The following is a 21386-nucleotide window of genomic DNA, read 5'->3' on the forward strand; positions in this document are numbered from 1 at the left end:
TTGGCCGCGGCGACGCTCTCGCTTGGGGGTCATCTGCTGTATGTCCAATGGTTGGTCATGCCCGCCTTCGAGGACTGGCTGGCGGCGCAGTACTGGCTCGTTCCGGCGGCACTGATCGCGCTCGGCACGGGCTTTTGCTGGATCGTTGGGAAACGGCTGGAACAGCGGAGAAAGTTTCATGGCGAGTTCTGAGACGCGGCACGAAGCGGCGGATGCGCCGGCATGGATTCCAACCTACGCCTTGGTATTGACGGTGATCTTCGTTGCGCTGAGCGCGCTGGGCGTCGGGGCGTTGCTGAACGTCCTCTGGCGAGCGCCGCCGCCCGGGCCGCTCGCCAGCGACGCGCCGCCGATCGGCTCGGCACCGCGCCTGCAGGTCCACCCGGAGGCCGAGTGGAGGGCGTTTCACCGCCGCATGGAGAATCGCCTGCACACCGCCGGGTGGGTCGACCGCGACGCCGGGATCGTTCATATGCCCATCGACCGTGCCATGGACTTGCTCATCGAACGCCGCGCGCCGGTTTCCGTGCCGGCCGCACCGCGGCATGAGCGGCCTGCCGAACCCAGCCGGCAAACCGAGCGTTCGCAGTCCGCCGACACCACTTCGGGTGAACCGCAACGGCGGCCTTGACCCGTCCGGGTATGGGCGTAAAGGGCGATCATCAATGTGGATTATCCAGCGGTGCTGAATAAGCCTTTCCGGATTATCCCCGAGCCGGCCTCGGCCTACGCCGGTGACGTGGACACCCTTTTCGTGGCGTTGGTTCTATACAGCGCCGTTTTGCTTGGCGCCCTGACCTTGCTGATCGGTTATTTCTGCATCCGCTATCGCGCGGGCAGCAAGGCGAATCGCACGGCAAGCGGATCGAAGGGATCGGGAAGCTGGCTGGAGATAGGCTGGGCGAGCGTGCTGCTCGCTACCTTCCTGGCTTTCTTCTTCTGGGCCGGGGAACTGTATCTCGAGGTCTATCGCGGTCGCGAAGACGCGCCGACGATCAATGTGCTCGGCAAGCAATGGATGTGGAAGATCGAACATCCCGAAGGCGCGCGCGAGATCAATACCCTCCACGTCCCGGTTGGGCAGACCATCCGATTGCGCCTGCGCTCCGCCGACGTCGTCCACAGCTTCTTCGTACCCGCGCTGCGGCTGAAGAAAGACGCTGTCCCCGGCATGCACAACACGGTGTGGATCACCGCGGCGCAGACCGGAACGTATCATTTGCTGTGTGCCGAGTACTGCGGCGTAAATCATTCGCGCATGCGCGGCAAGGTCATCGTGATGAGGCAAGCGGATTACCAGCGCTGGCTCACGCGTGAGGGTCACGCCACCGAGCCGGCGGCTGCCGGTGAAGCGCTTTTTCGTAGTTACGGGTGCAGCGGTTGCCACTCGGCAGCCGAGAACGCGCCCGGCCCGAAGCTGAGCGGGATTTTTGGCCGCGCCGCGCCATTGACAGATGGCACGACCGTCGAGGTCGACGAAGCCTACCTGCGGGATTCGATCCTTATGCCAGCCAAACAGGTGGTTGCCGGCTACGAGCCCATCATGCCCAGTTTTTCCGGCCGAATCTCCGAGCGCGAGCTGCAAAACATCATCGCCTATATCCGCTCGTTGCGCCCGGGAGAAAGGAATCGCGACGATGAATGAATCGGGCAGAGGTGGCAATGAGCACGGTAATGAGTAGTGATTCGCCACACGAGCACTATCTCAGCTCCGGCTGGGGTCTGCGCGCGTGGCTATTGACCACGGATCATAAACGAATCGCCTGGCTCTATACGGTTTCAATTACCGTGCTCTTTCTTGTCGGCGGCATGGCGGCGCTTTTTATGCGCATCGAGTTGATGAGCCCCGTTGCCACGCTCATGAGCACCGACACCTACAACCGACTTTTCACGGCGCACGGCGTCATAATGGTTTGGTTTTTCCTTATTCCCTCTATCCCCGCCACGCTCGGCAATTTCCTGTTGCCGCTGATGCTCGGAGCATCCGATCTCGCATTCCCACGACTCAATCTCCTTTCCTGGTATCTTTACTTGATCGGGGCGTTTTTTATCATCGCCGCGCTGATCGGGGGCGGCGTGGATACCGGCTGGACGTTTTATACCCCCTATTCGACCGCCTTTTCCACAACGGCGGTCACCGTCACGATACTGGGCATTGTCATTGTCGGATTCTCCAGCATTCTGACCGGACTGAACTTTCTCGTCACCACGCATCAGATGCGGGCCCCTGGCCTGACTTTTCTGCGCCTGCCGCTGTTCGTCTGGTCGATGTACACCACCAGCCTCGCGATGCTGCTCGCCACCCCCGTATTGGCCATGGCGCTCGTGATGGTGGCCGTACACCGACTGCTGGGGATCGATGTTTTCAACCCGGCCTATGGTGCCGGACCGTTGCTCTACCAGCATTTATTCTGGTTTTATTCCCACCCCGCCGTCTATATTATGATCCTGCCCGCAATGGGCGTTGTTTCAGAAATAATCGCCTGCTTTTCCCGTAAGCCGCTGTTCGGCTACCGTGGCATGGTGATCTCCCTCATGGCCATTGCCGTATTGGGCTTTCTGGCCTGGGGTCACCATATGTTCGTTTCCGGACAGAGCTTGTACGCCTCACTCTTGTTCTCATTCTTCACCATGGTCGTAGCCGTTCCTTCCGCCATCAAAACCTTCAATTGGACCGTGACCTTATATAAAGGCAACATCACATTTTCTGCCCCAATGCTGTATGCGCTGAGCTTTATTGGCCTATTCGCAAGCGGCGGTTTGACCGGAATCATGCTGGCCGCCACGGCGGTGGACGTCGAGCTGACCGACACTTATTTCGTCGTCGCGCATTTTCACTATATTATGGTTGGAGGCGCTGTTACGGCTTATATGGGCGGACTGCACTTCTGGTGGCCTAAGATCACGGGCAAACTGTACCCGGAGGTGCTTGCACGAATTGCCGCGGTGATTCTGTTCCTCGGCTTCAATTTCACGTTTTTCCCGCAGTATTTGCTGGGTACCGCCGGCTTGCCGAGGCGCTACGCGACCTATCCGCCGGAGTTCCAGAATCTCAATGTCATTTCCACGCTCGGCGCCGTTGTATTGGCAGTGGGCTACTTACTGCCTTTTTGTTATCTCTTTTACTCCCTGCGCCGGGGTCCCTCTGCCGGGCCCAACCCTTGGCAAGCCAAGGGCCTGGAGTGGCGCACGGGCTCTCCACCACCGCCGCATAACTTCCTCGAGACCCCGCGCGTAACGGAGTCCGCGTATGCCTACAAATGAATCCGGCTTGGCGGAACAGTTCGACGATCCGGATCAGCAGCTGCGCGCGGATGTCATGGGAATGTGGGTCTTCCTCGCCACGGAGATGCTGCTGTTCGGCTCCCTGCTGGCAAGCTTCGCAATCTTGCGTACCGAGCATGCGGGCGTCTTTGCCGAGGCCGCGCGCCACCTGAACCTCACACTCGGTGCGGCGAACACCGGCATCCTGCTGACGAGCGGACTCACGGTGGCGATGAGCGAGCAGGCGGTGAACCGCGAACGCCGGCGAAGCGCCTTCGTGCTCTTGAGCGTCGGAATCTTACTCGGCGCGGTTTTCCTCAGCATCAAGGGCTACGAGTGGTATCGGGAGTTGCAGGAGGATCTGGTCCCGGTGCTGGGCCTGCCCTTCCACTATCCGGGGCCGCAAGAGGGCATTGCGGAACTTTTTTTCAATCTGTACTACCTGATGACCGGCATGCATGCCGTGCACATGATTGTCGGCCTGGGAGCGCTGCTGGTGATCCTGGTGCAGATCGCCCGTTGGGCCGAACCCGGCCGCGTGGGCCGTCAGCTCCGTTTGACCGGTCTTTATTGGCACTTCGTCGACGTGGTCTGGGTTTTCGTTTTTACGCTCCTGTACCTTTTGCGGAACTGAGCGATGTACGGGGCTTTGCTGCTCGCCTGGATCGGCCTGCTCGCACTGCTTACCGGCAGCGTTGCCACCACGGTGCTGGTGCAGGGACCGGCCGCCATTGCGATGAACATCGGCTGCGCGGGTTTGATGGCCGCGATCGTCTTCATCGTATTCATGAGGCTCGGTCACGCCGACGGGCTCATGCGCTTGATCGCCGTCGGCGGCATGCTATGGGTCGCGCTCCTGCTCGCGCTCTCACTGGCGGATTTCCTGACACGCTAGCGAACCGGCAGCGGCGAGGCGCAGACGAGCATGCTGCACACGGCCCGCATTGGGTGATGACGCCGGGTGGGAACCCCTGGCCGGCGCCTGCCCGGCAGGAGATTGACTGCATGGCGAACGGCTACGACGACAGAAGAAGCGGCACCACTCGCGTCACCATACGGGAAGACGACGGCGGATATCGATGACGCCCGAAGGTTCGTTCCGGCAAGGGAGACGTTCGGCACCGCCCCGAGTCAAAAAAGCGTTACCCACAAGACCTGCTATTCGGAGTCCCAACCATGAGCACCGCACAGCTTCAGATTCACAATGAGGCCTACGAGGCAGAGGTTGTTGAGGGAACAGCCGGCAACCCGGGCATCGATATTCGCGATCTGCGCGCGCGCATGGGCTGCGTTACCTACGATCCGGGCTTGGCGAACACGGCCGCCTGCCGGAGTGCGATCACCTACATCGATGGCGAGACGAGCGAGCTGCTCTATCGTGGCTACCCGATCGCCCAGCTCGCCACCCACTGCACGTTCCCGGAGGTCAGTTACCTGCTGCTGTATGGTGAGCTGCCGAACCGCAGTCAGAAGCAACAGTTCTCAAGGGATCTGACCTATCACACCCTGATTCACGAGGACATGAAGAAATTCTTCGAGGGCTTTCCTGCCTCGGCGCACCCGATGGCCATCCTGTCCTCGATGATCTCATCCCTGTCGGCCTACTATCCGGAGAGCGGCGAGCGCAACGAGACCGAGCTCAACACCCGGCGGCTGCTCGCCAAAGCGAAGACCATCGCCGCATTTGCCTACAAAAAATCACTGGGCCAGCCCTTCGTCTACCCGCGCAACGACCTGAGCTACTCGGCCAACCTGCTGCACATGCTCTTCGCCGTGCCTTCCGAGCCCTACGAGGTATCGGAGGTAACCGAGAAGGCGCTGAACATGCTGCTCATCCTGCACGCCGATCATGAGCAAAACTGCAGCACCTCGACCGTACGAGCCGTCGCCAGCGCGCAGGCCAACCTCTTCGCCAGCATCTCGTCCGGTGTGAATGCGCTCTGGGGACCACTGCACGGCGGGGCGAACCAGGCCGTGCTCGAGATGCTCGAGCAGATCCACGAGGACGGTGACCGTTACCAGAAGTACGTCGACAAGGCCAAGGACCGCAAGGATCCTTTCCGGCTGATGGGCTTCGGCCATCGCGTCTACAAGAGTTACGATCCGCGGGCGCGTATCGTCAAGGAAACCTGTGACCGACTACTCGACGATCTGGGCATCGACGACCCGTTACTCGGATTGGCGCGCAGGCTGGAGCAAACCGCCCTGAATGACGATTTCTTCACCGAGCGCGGGCTTTATCCCAACGTCGACTTTTACAGCGGCGTCATGTACCGCGCGCTCGGCATTCCGACGGCCATGTTTCCGCTGATGTTCGCTCTCGGGCGACTGCCGGGGTGGATCGCCCATTTCCGCGAGCTGCGTGCGGATACCGAGACGCGGATCTGGCGGCCACGCCAGATCTATACGGGCGCCGAGCGCCGCGAGTTCGTACCGATCGAGCAACGCCCGCAGGCCTCCTAGCGGCGCGCGCAATCGAACCTCCGCCCGGCGGCAGGGCAGAGGTTCGATTGAACGGTCGTATCAGGCGCGGGCGACCGCGAACACCGCTCACTAGGCGGGCATCCGATTGGCCTTGTGGTTACGGGACCAGACCCGATGATGCGAGAGCGCCGCGACGAAAGGCTCGAAGACGTCGTTGACCTCCGCCTCGGCCAATACGCCCTCTTCGCCGGACTCCAAGCCCGCTTTGTCCGCCAGGCTTTTGCCCTCACCAATGGTCGCGATCACCTTCAGATGCTTGTAAGCCTCCTGCAAGTAGTAGATTGCCGCGCCCGAATCGCCGAGCGCCTCGGCGCTTTTGGCCCCACTCGGAACGATCACGGCGTCCACGGCGACCGAGGGCAGACCGTTGAGCATGGCATCCGGCTGCACGGCCTCACCGCCGGCGGCCTTTAGCGGCGCCATCGATGCTGCGATAACCAAACCGCGGGCGCCCTGTTCTTCGAGCTTGCGCTTGAGTGTCGAGACCTGCTCGGCGTCCACGCCGTCGGCGGCCAGAATCGCGATCTTACGATAGCGGATGTTCTCGGGCTGGCGCGCCATCAGGCTCAATGCCTCGGAGCGCTCCAGCGAGCGTTTGCCCAGCTCCTCGGCAGGGGCCGGCGGCTCGCCCGGTGGCTCGATGCCATGGATCTTGCCGACCGCGGCCGCCAGATCCATGGAGATGTTCGGCAGGATCTGCTTGATCACGCGCTCGCGGATGTGGGGGCGTTTTACTTTCGAAAGCTCGAAGGCGTAAGCGGCGATGATGTGCTCTTTTTCGACATCGCTCTGGCTGTTCCAGAAAAGCTGCGCCTGGGAGTAATGGTCGCCGAAGGAGGCGCTGCGCGCGCGCACCTTGCGCGCGTCGATTCGCTCCTGGTGGCTTTCGAATCCCCCTTGCTCCGGTCCCGGTGGCGTCTCCCGCGGCCACCCGCCATCGATCGAGTTGGGCTCGTAGGACGCCTGCCCGGTGTTGATGGTCTGGCGGTGGAAGCTGTCGCGCTGATTGTTGTGGAACGGGCACACGGGCTGGTTGATCGGGATCTCGTGAAAATTCGGCCCGCCGAGACGCAGCAGCTGCGTGTCGAGATAGGAGAACAGGCGGCCCTGCAGCAAGGGGTCGTTGGTGAAGTCGATGCCCGGCACGATGTGGCCCGGGTTGAAGGCCACCTGCTCGGTCTCGGCGAAGAAGTTGTCCGGATTGCGGTTGAGCACCATCTTACCGATCGGTGTCACAGGAACCTGCTCCTCTGGGATGAGCTTGGTGGCATCGAGCAGGTCGAAGTCGAATTGGTGCTCGTCCTCCTCCTCCACGATCTGCACGCAAAGCTCGTATTCCAGAGCGTCGCCGTTCTCGATGTCCTCCCACATCTCGCGGCGGTTGAAGTCCGGATCCCGGCCCCAGAGTTTCTGCGCCTCGTCCCAGATCAGCGAATACGTGCCGGCCAGAGGCTTCCAGTGGAACTTGGCGAAACGTGATTTACCCCCTTTGTCGATCAGCCGGAAGGTGTGCACCCCGAAGCCTTCCATCGATCGGAAATGACGCGGGAAAGCACGGTCCGACATCGTCCAGAGCACCATGTGGGCGGATTCCGGCATCAGCGAGACGAAATCCCAGAACGTATCGTGAGCGGACTGCCCCTGCGGAATCTCGTTGTGCGGCTCGGGCTTTACGGCGTGCACGAAATCAGGGAATTTGATCGCATCCTGGATGAAAAAAACCGGCATGTTGTTGCCGACCAGATCCCAGTTCCCTTCCGCCGTATAGAATTTCGTCGCAAACCCGCGGACGTCGCGCACGGTATCGTTCGAACCGCGCGCACCCTGAACGGTCGAAAAACGCACGAATACAGGCGTTTTGACGGCTGGGTCGCGGAACACGGCGGCTTTGGAATACTGGGCGGCATTGTCGTAGGGCTGAAAATAGCCGTGGGCGGCCGCGCCCCGGGCATGCACGATGCGCTCGGGAATGCGCTCGTGATCGAAATGATTCATCTTCTCCCGGAAGATGAAATCCTCCAGGATCGTGGGACCCCGGTCCCCGGTTTTCAGTGAGTTGTGATTATCCGCGACGCGCACGCCCTGATTAGTGCGCAGATCGTGCCCCTCGGCATTCGAGCGGTAACGTTCCAAGCGCTCGGATTTCGTGCCTTCCTCGATTGGGACATTGGCCTCGGCCGGCCCTTCATTCGACGGGGTATGGGGGTTGTTGGCCATCGGAACCACCTCGCTGAGCTGCGATTATCGGAGACTGCCTGATACAACAACCGCGGCCAGGGCGGCTCGCGCCTCTGAACGACATAAGGCAAAGCACCGCCGAGTGAACCGCGCCTGCAAAGCTAGACTCGGTTGAGGACCAGCAGTTCCCGTAGCCTGGGATTCCGTGGGCACCGCGGCGATGGCGGCAGGGAGGAAGGGCGGCTGCGCTCGACGGCAAACAATCCAGGAGGTGGTTCTGTGGAGACGGGATGTCTTGCACGTGGCATCCGGCGTGCCAGACAGAATAGAGGGCATATTCGATCGCCTACCGGACAGCGCGTCATCCGCTCGCACGCTGCCGGGGGCTTACGATGAGCGAAACCTCGCCCGACCGCAATCCGACTCGAGGAAGCCGCCAGACCGCACGACTCTATTGTGGCCGATCACTTCCCCGTTGGTTTTGGCAGGTCGACCCCGCCGCGCGCCAACACGAGTCTTCACCCGTCAACAAACTCACCCTGGGTTGCCCGCTTCGAAATACCGGGTCTCCGCTTCCGCTTTACGCGCATCGATCTTCTTGAGGACATCTTCGATGCTGGTCAGCCCCTCCAGCACGGTTCCTTCCTGGGTCATTTGATCGAAGAGTTTGCGACAGGAGCGGTATCGCGACTGTTTGAGTTCCTTGAGCCTGTTGAAAAACGCATCCTCTTCCGGCAGCTTCGTGACTTCTTCTCGCAATGCGCGCGCTCTTTCCAAGCGCCGGTCCAGCGAATCGATACAATTATCCAATGCGTCAATCATTTGCAGTCTGGTCGACATTTTCACCCTCCACCGCTGCACTCACCGAATCGGTTGCGGGCAAGGTATAAAGCTGCCCGACTTTTCGTGGCCCCAACATCTAGTCTAGCGAAGGCGTCCGGCCGAGTTTTGGACTCGCCTCGATAGGCGCCCCGAGCCCGTATGCTTACCGGGAATGCCAGGCAACGCAAGTGATCGACAACCAACCGCCGTCCGCACGGGGCCATCCAGCCGACCTTCAGGCAACCGCCTTGAGCGTTGCGATGATTCCGAACACCAGGCCGACCGCCGCCCAGATCACCGCCAGAATCACCGCGATGAGCGCGGCGATCAAATCGCTCACGCTCACCAGAATGGACGGTACGAACCCGTGCAGAAACGAGACGATGATCGTGGCAAGCAACGACGTCGCAATCAGCAGGACGAGCCCCTTGTTCTCCAGAAAACGGGGGTGAGCAACAATCAACGCGCCGCTGCCGAAGAGCTTGCAGGCCATCAGCAGCGCCAGGGTCGCAGCGGCGGCGCTGCTGGGGAAACTCGCATAGCCCATCGCGGCGTAGGCGATCGGGCCGAATGGCGGCGCTAGCAGCAACCCGATAAGCAGCGAGAGCAGAAGGATAGCCGCCACCCCGGCCGCGATGCAGGCCAGCACCAATAACAGGCATACGATCAGGGTGATGCCACCCTGGACACGGCCGGTGACACGCTCCGGAAAGACGAGCGGCGCGGCCATCAGCAACGCGGTGAAGGCAAGCTGACCGTCGATGAGGGCCAGAGATGGAACGCCCCAACCCACGGCGCCACCCGAGTGAGAAAGGAAAGGTGCCGCCACGGCCAAACCCAGTTCGGCAAAAACCACCAACCCGAGCAGTGCCGCGGCTAACAAGAATGGGAGCGTGCGCAAGCTCGTCGCCATAGCGTCAGTCATCCCCGAGATCGACCCGGGCCCTGCTCCGGCCCCGGTTGCGGATTCGCAACGTGCCACCGCGATCATAAATGACGAAAGCCGCCTTGGCCTCGCGACCCTCCTCGCTCGGCCACTCTTGAACACTCACGGGCTCGCCTCCCAGCATCTGTCCGGCGACCGGCCGATAGCGGATATGGACATCGCCGCGCACGGCGAACTCGGCGCGGCGGATATCGCCATTCTCGGCGGCGGCGACCGTGAAATTCACGCTCTCACCAGCGCCCAAGCGTAGCTCGTCGGCCGGGAAGGATCGCCCCGCGCGCGTGAGCTCCCGCTTCGTGAGCTCGGCGCCGCCCGCCAAACCCCTGAGGGAGCGCAGCCACTCGGGCGGTTTGAAATCTTTGGGCATGGCCCCCTTTTCTTGCCCGAAGCCCGCCGCGATTCCCACCGCGCAGAGCGCCGCCGCGCAGAGCAGCATGATCTGCAGGGCTTTCATTTTCACCGCGTCTCACCGCTCGCCTCGCCGAGGCGTTGCATCTCGAGCACGTGCCCCATGACCGGGCGCGCCATGCGCTCGCCCTTCCAGTAGCGGTAACGTACGCTCAGCTCACCCGGGCTGGGGCCGACCGGACGCACAGCGGTGAAGGCCGCGTGACCACCGGCGCTGGTACGCACCGCCACCCACCGCCCACGACGCAGCCGGGCGACGTCGATTTCATTGGAGCCGCCGTGTTCCAACGCCTCTTTGACCTCCGTCAACGTCGGCGCTTGCCGGGTGGTGCGCATCAGCCGCATTTGCGCACCGTTTCGCGGCACGAGGGAGCGGTCGGTTGCGGTACGCGCCCGAAACCAGAAATCGGCCTGGCTGCGTGGCGCACCCCGTGGCACTTCCCTTCCCCGGTCCAGGTCGCCATGCCAGGTCTGACTGACTGCGAAATTGTCGATCCGATCCGGCGCTGCGATCTCTTCGGCCGGCTCGCCCGGTTCATCGGGTTGAGCCTCGACGGGGGGTACACGCCCGCTCCCGCTATCGGCGGTGAACCACCAGGCCGCGCCCCCACCGATGACGGCCAGCACCAGCGAAGCTGCAACGATTACCCACCACGGAAAACCGGAGCTTTCCGGTTCAGGTGTTGCGGATTCCGCCACATCGAAGGAGACCACGGGACCCTGGTCGTATTCCTCGTCGGTGTTATCCACCGACATCACATCCAGGCGTAGCCCGTACCGACCGGCGGGGGTCTGCGTCGGTACCGCGACCGCCACCTTGAAGGTATGTGTCTGGCCGGGGTCCATGTCGCGTTGTTCGGGTGGCTGCACGTGCAGCCACTCCTCCGCGGCTCCTTCCAACGACACCGCCCGGGCCCGTGCTTCCACGGCCCGGTCACCGACGTAGCGCACGGTGAAGCCGGCCGAACCTTTGCCGTTGCGCAACACCAGCGTGTCATCGGTCGGGCTTATCTCGTAGTAATTGGGCATAGCAATGACGGCTCCTCGTCTGGGCAAATGGGCTCAATCAGGCGACTCCACGCTCACTCGAAGCGCAGCTCCTCCGGCTCATAGGTCACGTAGGCCGGTTTCTCGAACGCCACCACGGCATGGATCAACTCACGATGGGACTGCGCGGCGGCCGGTGCGGTGACGGTAAAGTGAAAAGGGCGTGCCGTCCCGTCTCGGCCGACGTTCTCCTCGATACGAAATCCCTTGTGCCCGGTGGCGACTTCCAGGAACCGCACCAGCCCGGCGCGCGTCCCCCGCTGCCCTGAGAGGCTCGCCGCGGCGGCGCAAAGCTCACGCAGGTAACCCATACCGGTGGGCAATGATTCACCCGGCCGCGCGTCCGGCCGAGTGACCAGGAAGTGATCGAGATCCAGCCAATGCGCGAGGTAAACGACCAGATCGTCGGGCGCCCGACGGGGATCGAACAGTCGCTCCACTGCCCCGAGCAGCTCCTCGATCGGCTGCGGCAGGCGCGCCGCCACTTCCAGCACGGCGTCCAAGGGCGAATCGGGACGCACGGCGTCCTGGTAAACCGCCGGCAACAGCGCCTCAATGTCCGGACGTTGCATCGTTAACGGCCTCGATCTGATGTTCTGCGCTGCAGAACAGATAGCCCTCGCCCACGGTCACCCGCTCCGGGAACTCCCTGGCCGAGGCGTTCGTGAACACCTCGGCGCCGTCGTCGCTGCGATAGACGCCATTGGGACCGCCACACAGCAGCATGGGCATGCGATCGCTCTGGGCGTCCCGCGGCGCGACCGCCACATCCTCCACGCGCTGCAGCAGGCGCTCGATGTCTCGCAACGGCAGCCCGCAGTCGAGGCGCGGAGCTCGCCAGGCCGGTGATTTGCCGGCGCTGTCGAGACTCACGACACCGGCGTGATACGTCGCAGCATAAACGTGCGCGCCATCACAGGCGATGGCACGGCAGGAACCGCCACGCCAGCCCGTGCCCATCGCGGTCCAGCCCTCGATACGCTCGATGTCACGCCGCAGCTCCCAGCGCAGGCAACCATCGCCCTCCTCACCGCCGATCGCGGCCAGCCCGGCCCAGAGAAAGGCACGCGGACCGACGCGTTGGGCGGCGAGGACGCGCACGTCGCGCCCCTTGAGGCCAATGCTGTGGAAACGTTCCAGCTCCTCGTCGAGACACAGATACACACCGTCGGTCGCGCGTGCCGCCACCGCGACCTGCGTGCCGATACGCGGCACCTCGATAGCCGCCACCGCGTAGAAGCCCATGCCTTGATCGTTTTCATCCACCAGGACCGGGACCGGTCCCGATCCCGGGGGCACCTGAAAGAGCCCTTCGGCGGTGGCCAATAGCAGGATCGGCACGCCGTCGCGACGCAGCCATGCGGCGTCATAAACCGCGAAGCCGAGCTCATGGGCCGCCGTCCAGCTCTGCCCGCAATCCTCGCTCAACCGGATGCGGCTCATTTCCGTTCCATCGGCAGGAATCAACGACACGGCGGCCACGAGGCCCGGCCGATACGGGCAGCACGACAACCGGCTCACCTGCTCGCCTTCGAAGTGCGCCAAATGCTCCCAGCCGCTGCCATCGTCCAGGCTGCGAAAAACCCGATCGCCGGCGGCGGCATACCACAAACCCTCATGAATCGGGTCAACGGTTACCACGCCAACGTCGCGATCGGGTGCCTGATCCACCGTGAAGCGCACGCGATCGGTGTAGAGTATCCCCGGCTCGTTCAGCATCGCGTGGTAGACATCGGAGGCATGCAGCCGCCGCCGCAGGGCGCCATTGCCGAGGGGATTGATCAGTTCATTGAGGCGTTCGCACACCCGCTCTCGGACGGCTCGTGGATTCTCCTGCGGGTGCAGCACCAGACGGGCGTGCACCGCGACCGGCTTGTAGCGGTACCAATTGATCACACAAGCGGTGCCGAGCGGACGACGTTCCTCCACCGCTTGGCGCACCCGCTCGAGTGCCGCCTCGGTCTGCGCGCCCTCCAGCTGAGCTTGGCTGAGAGGCGCGCCGGGGCGATGGGGCACGTCCGGCACCAAAAGCAGCTGCACGGTCCCGGGAGCGGCGAAGCGCCAACGCTCGGCGCGGGCCACGGCATGGGCGCGCGCGACACTACCTTCACGCAGCGCCACGGCCTCGTAGTCACGAGCGGTTACCGCTCGATTGAGGCTGTGCAGCGCTTGCGGACCTCGCACCAATGCGTTTTCCAGCGATTCCGCTTGTGAGCCGCCCACTGCCGGTTCCGGGTTGTCCACGCGCAGGCCGGCGATGGGATCCTTGAGCACCGTGAGCGTGTGCGCCGCAACGTTGCCCGACGGCCCGCCGCCACAGCGATACCAGGCGCATACCAGCCGCTCCGCAGGAGGCACGGCCGCCAGTGTCTCGACGGTGCGGCTCAAACCGTTGGCGGATGCCTCGTCGCTGCCACGGATTGCCGGGGCAAAGGTGATCGTTCCGCCGGCGCGGTCGGCGATGTACACGGGCGCATCGGGTTCGGCATGGGCAAAGTGCTCGACCTCGCGCCATATCCGGAAACGGCGCCCGTCGTGCGTCAGGGAATGTGCACTCCTCTCCAGGCTCGCGTCGGCTTCCACCGCCACCACCAGATCCAACGCGTCACCGGTGGGCGCAATCACGGGCGCATGGCGCAGCTGGAACGTTTGGCCCGGAAGGCCGGTGGAAACGCCCAGCGCCTCACCCTCGATCAGCCGGCAATGGTGAGCCAGTACCCGTGCGCTCGCCTGCTCCGGCTCCAGCACCACCGCGGCAGCCGTAGTGAACACCGGAGGGTCTTCTCCCTCGGCGGCCCGGGCCGTACTCACCCGAGTGCCACGCGGCACCTCGATGCGACGCTCGGTCCCCGCGCTTCGAGTCAGCTCCAAGGTCACCGCCGCGGCACCGGGCGGCGTCAACGTCACGCCGAGCAACCGCAAGAACTCCACATACGCCTTCTCGGGCAACCGATTGATGCGATAAAGCATGACTTCGGTCAGAAAGGCGTAGAGCTCCAGCAGCGTCGTGCCGGGGTCGCCGGCGCTCAGGTCGGTCCACGCCGGGCACCGCTCGCGCACCAGACGCTTGGCCTCGACGAGGAGATCGTCGAATGTGCGATCGTCGAGTTTGGGCACACGCAGGCTCATGCGCCGGGATCTCCGCCTTGTCGCGAACCGCTGCCGGCCGCCTCGACGAGACGGCCACGGTGAAGCTCGTAACCGAGCACGAGGCGTTCCTCCCACGCCGTGCGGCGGACCCGGTATTCGAGCACGATGTCGAGCACCGATGGCTCGCCCCTGCCGTGCAAGTCCGCACCGGCATCCAGGCGATGAATTACTACCCGCGGCTCCCAGCGCCGCAGCGCCTCGCCCACATAGTGGATAGCGAGCCCGCCGGTACCGGCGTCGTTGGGGGCGAAAACCAGTCGATGCAGCCAGCACCCATAATCCGCGCGCATCACGCGCTCGCCCGGACGGGTGCTGAGCAACAGGAGAATCGACTGCCGCACGGCACGGTCGTGCTCGACCATGGCGATGGCACCTGTGGCGTTCACGATCAGTCCTCGGTCCCGGAGCTTGGCGTCCGGCGCGAGCCCGCCGCTTGCCAGATCGAAAAGCCAGGCGCGGTCGGTGACGACAGTCATGCTTGACGCTGCCTCACGAAATGCTGACCCGGGGAGCGTACCCGGTACTTGACTGTGCCCGGTGGCGTACCGTCCGTTAGCCCGATGACGGCATCCAGGCAGACCCGGCGGCCGTCGATCCGCACGAGCGCGGAATAGCCCGTCTGCACCGCCAGCGTCGTGGTGCACGGCTTGATGGTCGGACCGTAGTTGGGGCAGCCGCTGAGCGTGCAGCCCTCAGGATCCTGCTCCACCAGAACGCGCCGCCCACCGATGCGCACCCACCCTTGGCCGGCATGAATGTTCACTTTGCCCAATTCGTGAGCGCAGCGCAGGTCGGCATCCTCGGTCAGCACTTCCACCGTCACCTCCGTTCCAAATCGATGCTATCGGCGCGCAGCGTGAGGCGCTCACCCTGGGCCTCGAGCAGGAGTTCACCCTCGGCGTGCAAGACCACCCCTTCAGGGGTCAGCGCCAAGAAGCTGCCTTGCGCGACTTCCATGCGAATCGAGCCATCGGCATCATTGAGCCGAATCCGCTGGCCGCCGCGGGTAGTGAGCGTATATGGCCGATGAGCACGGGGCTTTCGCGCGGCATCCGTATCCGGAGGGGGTCCCTCGAGGCAATAGACGCCGCCGAGCACGAGGCCCCGCGACGGATCCCCGTCGGGCAAAGCGACCACCACCTGATCGCCCACCTCCGGCAGGGTCACCAGCCCCTTGTCAGTGCCTGCTCCGGCCTGCACCACCATCATCCACGTGCTCACGGCGTCGTCGTAAGCGCCAAGCATGACCTGCACACGGCCCCGGTTCTCGGGGTCATCGACATCGCAGACTTTTCCCAAAACCACGCTTGGCACCGAGTGCAGCCGATCCGGAGGCTCCGGACGGCTGCTCAGCTCGCAGGTATAGCCCTTCCGGGCGTCGACGCTGTGCACCACGACGCTGAGCAGATACGGACCCTTCGAAGCCGTCGCGACGCCGCGCAGCGCGACCCACCGGCCGGGACGCAGGGCAACGTCGCCCTCGGCGACACCCCAGAGCACGGCGCAAGCGGCCTGAGCGCGCTCCAGTTCGCCCGTGGCCAGTGCCTCGGCCTCGGCGTCGCTCTCCAGCGGCGCTCCCAGCAAAGTGCGGCGCGCCGATTGGCCATCTTGAACGACATTCGCCAATGGGCTGTCATCGCTGGCGGACCCCCGGCGCGGCTCACCGGAGTGCGGGTCCCAGCCGATCACCCGGACCTCGCCCAGCGGACGCACGGCGTTTTGCTCCACCCGCGCCTCGAAAAGCTCATCACCCAGGGTCAGCAGCAGCGGGTGCGCACGCTCGCCGCGCACCGTGAACAACCGCAGCTGCTGGTCTTCGATGATGAAATGCTGCCCGCTACGAGCTACATAATCCCGTAGCAACCCGAGGTCGTGCGCGAAACGGGGGACGACCCGAGGCCATACCGGACCGCTCTCCCGAGCCGAGATCTGCAGCCCGATATCGCCGGTCAGAGCCCGGGCAAGTTCGGCCGTCGTCACCTCGACGTGCGTGCGCACCGTCTGGCGGCGCTGAAGCCGCACCAGCGCATCGTAGGCCCGGACGCGCAGACGAAACCCGCCCGAGGGCTCGTAGACATGCTCCACGGCGGTAATCTCGCCGCTGAACACGGGCGTTGCCTGATCGTCGATGTGCACCTGCAACGCCCGCCCCGGAGCGAGCTCCGGGTGTTCCGTGCCGTGTGCGTGCGGCGCGGCGGCCGACCAGGTCACTTCGCACTGCGCCGGCGCATCCAGGCGCTGGACCACCCGCAAGGCGGAAAGACGCAGCGGTTCGCGAACGTCCGCGCCCTCGACGCGGACCCTGGGCAGTGCCTGTACCGATCTCATTCAGCGCCTCCGCCCCCTGAACTCGTAAAATCCACCGGCAGTTCGAGCGGACGATCGAGTGGGCGCAGTGGATCGTCGAGGCCATTGAGCTCGGCGAGCAGAGGCCAGTACGCGGAATGCCCGTAATGCTCGGCGGCGATCTGGTCGAGGCGCTCGCCGCGGATGATCGGCTCGTAGCGTACTCGCTCACTGCCGGCAGTCCGGCGCCGCGCCTCTTCCAGGTCCACCGGGGGCGGTGTGGCAGCCGTGTCTTGGTCGCGCTCGGCGCGATCGACACGCCACAGCCGCAACCGCAGCCAGGAGCGGCGCGGCTTGCCCCGTGCGCTGAATTGCTCGAGGCGCTCGGAGACCGCCGCGACGATGCCGGGCAGATTCCAGCTGCTTCCCCATAGGAGTCGCAGCAGTGGTGGGCGTCCGTAGCGCTCGGCAGCGGCGCGGGTCTCGGCGAGATCCCAGATCGGGCCGGTGAGCGTGCGCACGTCGTCCAGCGCAGGCGCTTCGGGCGCCTGCGCCGCCAATGCGACGTCGAACAGCAGATCGAGCGTAAGCTCGGTTTGCCCGCCCCCGACGTAGAGCAGCGGATCATCACTCAGCCCCATGCCGCTCAGCGCCCCGCTACGCGACTGCCGGGCAACGACGCCGGCGCAGCGCCGGATCTCCAGCTGCTCGGGGTTTAACAGGCAACGCAGGTGAGCGCCGGTGCGCTCGATGAGCAACACCACTTTTTCCATTACAACCCCCGTTGCTCATTGTGCAGTCGGCGCTGGCGATCGCCGTCGATTTCCTGTTCCGACAGCGGACTGCCGGCGTCCCCCGCCGGCTCCGCCAACAAACACGGCCAAGGGTCGTATGGGCGCTGGCTCAACGGCTCTTCGGCCGGAGCCGGGCGCGGACCCGGTGCGCGTTGAGGAAACACCGCCCCACCCCAAGGCGACGACGGGTCCTCTGGAGACTTGGCATCCAGAAACGCCGGCATGCGAGCAGGCGCTGCCCGCCACCGCGTTTGCCGCTCCGCCCGCGCCGGCGCCTCGGCCGGTTCGCTGCACCGAGGCGGCGCTCGTTCGGACTCCTGATCACCTCGCAGCGCGTTCCAAGCGAGGGGCTTGGACGGAGAGTCGCTTTGCGCCACGTGAGGATGGCGAAGGCGCGGGGTCGGGGGGCTTGACCACTTCGCGCCGATGTGAAACCGCCGCGTTTCGCCCGCCACGCTCATGGCCGGCGACACCGTGCCGCCGGCGGTTCGTATTGGCTCCGGCACTGTCGGGTCCTGGGCTTCGAAAGGGCTTGCCACAGGCTCGCCGGCCCCCCACCGTCGCGCTTTTTCGCCGCACCCCGCCGCAGACTCGCGCTCGGCAACCCAGCCGGGAAGCGGTTCCGACCGGCTCGGCACGGAATCGAACTCGAGACTCGCGGGGGAACCACGACGGGGTGTAGCAAATGGAGCTTCGCGCGAGTCCGAAGCGCGTCGAGGCCGGTGTTCCGATGGGTTCAAGGGCGTGGCGCGAGGTCGTGACGCCCGCTCCCGACGGTGCCGCGGCTCACCCGCCCTGATGATATCGGACGTCGCGTCTCGCGCATCGGCCTGCTGCCAAGTCATCGGGGACGGCGCCGAGCCCGTCTGCAGCAACTGCGGCGCGTGGCGGCGCACCAGCGCCACCCAGGCCTGCCGGGCGCGGCGGTGTGCCGTTGCAAGGTCGATGTCCGGCACCGACTGCGGCGCCTCATTCCGCGTGGGCCGAGCCCACAGCCGGGCCATCTCCGACCAGAGGCGACGCCACAGCCGGTCGAGGCCGCGCAATAGCGCTTGCAGCGCCGATCGGGATGCGTGCAACCTTGTGCTCACGCGGATCTACCCACCGCCAGCCGTCGACCCGCCACCGCCACTGGCGGGCACGCGTTCAAGTTCCTCGAACACCAGCACCAGCGTCTCCACCGCCACTTGATTCCCCAGGGCATCCAGCGGCGCACCACGCCAGCTGCGAGGCCAAGCGTTGCGAAGGTTCCAGCGCATGACCTCGGTTGCTCCGTCATGCCCGAACATGACCACCGATACGTTGCGACGCTCCACCGTCCCGGCAATGGAAGCCTGCATCCAGTGCCACAGCTGCATGGAGCGGCTCATGCCGTAGCGTAACGTCAGGTCCGCGTATTCGAGTCGTCCCGGCAAACGGTGCACGATCTGCTTGGCGCCGGCCTCACGGTATTTGATGGCCTCGACATCCACCTCAAGGCCGCTGCACTCCACAAAACGCCCTTCGGTAACCCCGTTGATGTCGATGGCGAAATGAAATGACGTGTAGGGATCGGTCCACTGGCCCGTCGCTCCCTCGGAATTCTGCGTCTCCGGCATCGTTTTTATCCCCCGTACGCTCGCCGTCTGACGTTCTCGCTATTGATATCGGTGCTCGTGCGGGTGTGTGCGAGGCCTTCATTTTTGCGGCTGCATCTCCGCCTCCGCCCCGCCCACGCCCTGACCGATCTGGAAGATCACGAACTCGGCCGGCTTCACCGGTGCCAGCCCGATCCGCGTGACGACCTGCCCGGAATTGATCACCTCCGGGGGGTTCGTATCAGCGTCGCATTGAACTAAAAACGCCTCCTCCGGTGTCGCACCGAGCAACGCCCCCTGACGCCACAGCAAGGTGAGAAATGCCGAAACATCGCGAACGATGGCCTTCCACAGGTCCTGAGCGTTGGGTTCGAACACCACCCAGCGCGTGCTTTCGATAATCGACTCCTTGACCATATTGAACAGTCGACGCACGTTGACGTAGCGCCACTGGCCGGCCGCTGGCGCGAGCGTGCGGGCGCCCCAGACGCGGATACCCTCGCGCGGGAAAAAGCGGATGCAATTGACCCCTTGGGGGTTCAGCTCGCCTTGCTCGTGGCGTGTGAGTCGGTAGCTGACATCGAGCGCACCGCGCACCGTCTCGTTCGCCGGCGCCTTGTGCACTCCGCGTGCGGCGTCGCTGCGCGCGTAGATTCCGGCCAGATGCCCCGATGGCGGAGTAGCGATTAGATTCCCGGGGGCCAGCGGATCGCGAACGACAATCCAGGGGAAGTACACCGCGCCGTAACCATCGTCGGAGTTGCGCGGCCTAAGCCCCCCTCGCGCGCCGCTGCCGGAGCCCTGCTCCCCCGCCGACTCGCCCGAGGGTTTTCTGCCCGTTGCCCTCGCCGAGGCAACTTGCGTCAAGGCGTTGATCGAGGGAATGGACTCGGGCCCGTCAAGGATCGCCACCCGATCTTCCATGCGCTCGCAGTGATTCAGCACCGCGTCGTAAGCCGCCGCCGAAGTGAACCCCGGAGCGGCCACGATGGCGATCTCATCGATCGCCTCGAGCGCTCCCAAGCCCTTGCGGCTGCCTGTCAGCTCGTTGTCATCGCGGCAGTTCACCACGTAACAGCGGCTGCCACCATTGAGGAAGAAGCCGTTGACCGCGCGCGCCAGGTGGGTGCTTCGGATATCATCAGGCGCTTGGGCGAAAATGCGCAGGAATTGCGACCAACTATTGATCGCCACCGCTTCGTGGGGGCGAATGCTCACATTCGGCGCCAGGCCGACGAACCCGGCGGTGCTGGTTCCCACAGCCTGTATCGGCCGTGCCCCGGAAGGAACCTCCTCCACGTACACGCCTGGTGTAAGGTAATTCGGCATCGATGGCTCCTTTTGCCTGAACCCGGATCACTCCCCCGGTGGCTCCATGCGCAGCAGCCAGGGCTCATGTTCCGTGACGGTTTCTGGAATCGGAAAACGTTGCTCGACGCCGCCGGCCTGGACGCGCACCCAGCGAGAACGATCGCTTGGCCCGGCGTCGGCGACACACAGTCTGAATTCACCGTGCTGGTCGCTGCGAACAATGCGCCCGGTGGCCAGCAGCTCGATCTCGGCGCCCGCGACGGGAGTATCATCGCTCGTCAGGATACGACCGCAAATGGCCGTGAGCCCGGTCAAGTCCAGCCGGTGGGAGCGCACCGCGGCGAGCACGGGACGTTGCACGTGCTCGGTCAGGCAGGCCTCCAATTGAAACGTCGGACGCGGCGGTATGCCCTGAGCGAGCCACCAGGAGGGAGGCAGATCCGCGCTCAACAACTCCATCCCGGGCTCGCGATCGGCAGCGGCGAGCAAGCGAAGCAGCGCCTGCTCCTCCTCTGCCTTGTCAGGCCCGCTCACCGCCATCAGATAACGCACGCGAGCCAATGGCCGTTCGGAAGACGGCCGGCGCGAATGGGCACGGCGCTGAGGATCGGGTCGGGCGGTCAACAGTACGGCGGTCACGACAAGTTCCTCCGCCGCGGCCTCGAAACCGTGCGTGAAACGCGCGGCGAGGCCCCGGTCAGCCATTTCCGCGGTCCAGCGATGGAAGATCGCGTGGATCCTCGCTAGATCCATGCGGCCTCTCCACGCCGGCAATTGCGCTCGGTATTCCCGTGCGCACCGGTTACCACGGCGCCCGCGGATTGCCCGAGGTGCGTCGCAACGAGGCTCGGCTCGCAGCCCTCGAGGGGATTGAGAAATGCGACAAGGCCGGCGTTCCGCCCAATGAGCCGCCGGGCAGATATCTCCGCGTAGCTGCGCGCTTTCGGCTTGGACGCTGCCCACGAGCCGCTCGCGGGGATCGGAGATCCCCGATGGCGCTCGCCCCCCAACGGCATCAAAGACAGTTTGCGCAGCCGCATGGCCTGCGCTCCCCCGTGCCGCGGCCGAAAATGGCCACGCATAATCCACCCTTAGCGAGACTTGACGTGAGTCATTGTT

At 64.5% G+C, this 21386-nt stretch carries 22 protein-coding genes; 7 read left to right on the forward strand and 15 right to left on the reverse strand.

Annotated features, from left to right (window positions below; all coding sequences use genetic code 11):
* From AC52Q4_RS00785 to AC52Q4_RS00815, 7 genes are all read left to right on the forward strand, one after another.
* The coding region (locus AC52Q4_RS00785) for a hypothetical protein (RefSeq protein WP_495534891.1) at positions 1 to 192 on the forward strand (192 nt) is incomplete at its 5' end.
* Positions 179 to 631 (forward strand): hypothetical protein, encoded by a 453-nt coding sequence (locus AC52Q4_RS00790; RefSeq protein ID WP_495534892.1) that lies wholly within the window; start codon positions 179 to 181, stop codon positions 629 to 631. The genes AC52Q4_RS00785 and AC52Q4_RS00790, both read left to right, overlap by 14 nt.
* Positions 632 to 667: 36 nt before the next feature.
* Positions 668 to 1645: a cytochrome c oxidase subunit II gene (gene coxB / locus AC52Q4_RS00795; RefSeq protein ID WP_495534893.1), complete on the forward strand. Its 978-nt coding sequence runs from the start codon at positions 668 to 670 to the stop codon at positions 1643 to 1645.
* Between the two features lie 29 nt (positions 1646 to 1674).
* The gene (ctaD, locus tag AC52Q4_RS00800; RefSeq protein ID WP_495534894.1) at positions 1675 to 3264 is read left to right on the forward strand and encodes a cytochrome c oxidase subunit I; all 1590 of its coding nucleotides are present in this window, start codon (positions 1675 to 1677) and stop codon (positions 3262 to 3264) included.
* On the forward strand, positions 3251 to 3898 hold the full coding sequence (locus tag AC52Q4_RS00805; RefSeq protein ID WP_495534895.1) for a cytochrome c oxidase subunit 3: 648 nt from the start codon (positions 3251 to 3253) through the stop codon (positions 3896 to 3898). The genes ctaD and AC52Q4_RS00805 overlap by 14 nt, the downstream gene beginning before the upstream one ends.
* Before the next feature lie 3 nt (positions 3899 to 3901).
* Positions 3902 to 4159 carry a hypothetical protein gene (locus tag AC52Q4_RS00810; protein ID WP_495534896.1) on the forward strand — a complete coding sequence of 86 codons (258 nt, stop codon included), beginning with the start codon at positions 3902 to 3904 and terminating at the stop codon, positions 4157 to 4159.
* A 281-nt stretch (positions 4160 to 4440) separates the two neighbouring features.
* Entirely contained in the window at positions 4441 to 5727 is a 1287-nt protein-coding gene (locus tag AC52Q4_RS00815) for a citrate synthase (protein ID WP_495534897.1), read from the forward strand.
* Between the two features lie 90 nt (positions 5728 to 5817).
* Here AC52Q4_RS00815 and katE read toward each other — a convergent pair whose 3' ends face one another.
* From katE to AC52Q4_RS00890, 15 genes are all read right to left on the reverse strand, one after another.
* Complete coding sequence (gene katE / locus AC52Q4_RS00820; RefSeq protein ID WP_495534898.1) at positions 5818 to 7965, reverse strand: catalase HPII; 2148 nt, start codon at positions 7963 to 7965, stop codon at positions 5818 to 5820.
* 495 nt (positions 7966 to 8460) lie between these two features.
* Positions 8461 to 8766, reverse strand: coding sequence for a hypothetical protein (locus tag AC52Q4_RS00825; protein ID WP_495534899.1), 306 nt, complete (start codon positions 8764 to 8766; stop codon positions 8461 to 8463).
* 217 nt (positions 8767 to 8983) lie between these two features.
* Positions 8984 to 9661: a hypothetical protein gene (locus AC52Q4_RS00830; protein WP_495534900.1), complete on the reverse strand. Its 678-nt coding sequence runs from the start codon at positions 9659 to 9661 to the stop codon at positions 8984 to 8986.
* Between the two features lie 4 nt (positions 9662 to 9665).
* Positions 9666 to 10154, reverse strand: a complete 489-nt coding sequence (locus tag AC52Q4_RS00835) for a hypothetical protein (RefSeq protein ID WP_495534901.1) — start codon at positions 10152 to 10154, stop codon at positions 9666 to 9668.
* Positions 10151 to 11131 (reverse strand): flagellar basal body-associated FliL family protein, encoded by a 981-nt coding sequence (locus AC52Q4_RS00840; RefSeq protein WP_495534902.1) that lies wholly within the window; start codon positions 11129 to 11131, stop codon positions 10151 to 10153. Before AC52Q4_RS00840 ends, AC52Q4_RS00835 begins: the two co-directional genes overlap by 4 nt.
* A gap of 53 nt (positions 11132 to 11184) precedes the next feature.
* Positions 11185 to 11721 carry a phage tail protein gene (locus AC52Q4_RS00845; RefSeq protein ID WP_495534903.1) on the reverse strand — a complete coding sequence of 179 codons (537 nt, stop codon included), beginning with the start codon at positions 11719 to 11721 and terminating at the stop codon, positions 11185 to 11187.
* Positions 11702 to 14278 carry a baseplate J/gp47 family protein gene (locus AC52Q4_RS00850; protein ID WP_495534904.1) on the reverse strand — a complete coding sequence of 859 codons (2577 nt, stop codon included), beginning with the start codon at positions 14276 to 14278 and terminating at the stop codon, positions 11702 to 11704. Before AC52Q4_RS00850 ends, AC52Q4_RS00845 begins: the two co-directional genes overlap by 20 nt.
* Positions 14275 to 14775: a GPW/gp25 family protein gene (locus AC52Q4_RS00855; protein WP_495534905.1), complete on the reverse strand. Its 501-nt coding sequence runs from the start codon at positions 14773 to 14775 to the stop codon at positions 14275 to 14277. The genes AC52Q4_RS00850 and AC52Q4_RS00855 overlap by 4 nt, the downstream gene beginning before the upstream one ends.
* Complete coding sequence (locus AC52Q4_RS00860; protein ID WP_495534906.1) at positions 14772 to 15116, reverse strand: hypothetical protein; 345 nt, start codon at positions 15114 to 15116, stop codon at positions 14772 to 14774. The genes AC52Q4_RS00855 and AC52Q4_RS00860 overlap by 4 nt, the downstream gene beginning before the upstream one ends.
* 2 nt (positions 15117 to 15118) lie before the next feature.
* Entirely contained in the window at positions 15119 to 16627 is a 1509-nt protein-coding gene (locus AC52Q4_RS00865; RefSeq protein WP_495534907.1) for a phage baseplate assembly protein V, read from the reverse strand.
* The gene (locus AC52Q4_RS00870) at positions 16624 to 17358 is read right to left on the reverse strand and encodes a CIS tube protein (RefSeq protein ID WP_495534908.1); all 735 of its coding nucleotides are present in this window, start codon (positions 17356 to 17358) and stop codon (positions 16624 to 16626) included. The genes AC52Q4_RS00865 and AC52Q4_RS00870 overlap by 4 nt, the downstream gene beginning before the upstream one ends.
* Positions 17358 to 17603: a hypothetical protein gene (locus AC52Q4_RS00875; protein WP_495534909.1), complete on the reverse strand. Its 246-nt coding sequence runs from the start codon at positions 17601 to 17603 to the stop codon at positions 17358 to 17360. Before AC52Q4_RS00875 ends, AC52Q4_RS00870 begins: the two co-directional genes overlap by 1 nt.
* 873 nt (positions 17604 to 18476) lie before the next feature.
* A complete protein-coding gene (locus tag AC52Q4_RS00880; RefSeq protein WP_495534910.1) occupies positions 18477 to 18977 on the reverse strand; it encodes a phage tail protein in 501 nt (166 codons plus the stop codon).
* 78 nt (positions 18978 to 19055) lie between these two features.
* Complete coding sequence (locus AC52Q4_RS00885; RefSeq protein ID WP_495534911.1) at positions 19056 to 20285, reverse strand: phage tail sheath family protein; 1230 nt, start codon at positions 20283 to 20285, stop codon at positions 19056 to 19058.
* Positions 20286 to 20312: 27 nt separating this feature from the next.
* Positions 20313 to 21020 (reverse strand): hypothetical protein, encoded by a 708-nt coding sequence (locus AC52Q4_RS00890; RefSeq protein ID WP_495534912.1) that lies wholly within the window; start codon positions 21018 to 21020, stop codon positions 20313 to 20315.
* Between the last annotated feature and the right edge of the window lie 366 nt (positions 21021 to 21386).

The organism is Nitrococcus sp. (assembly GCF_059432795.1).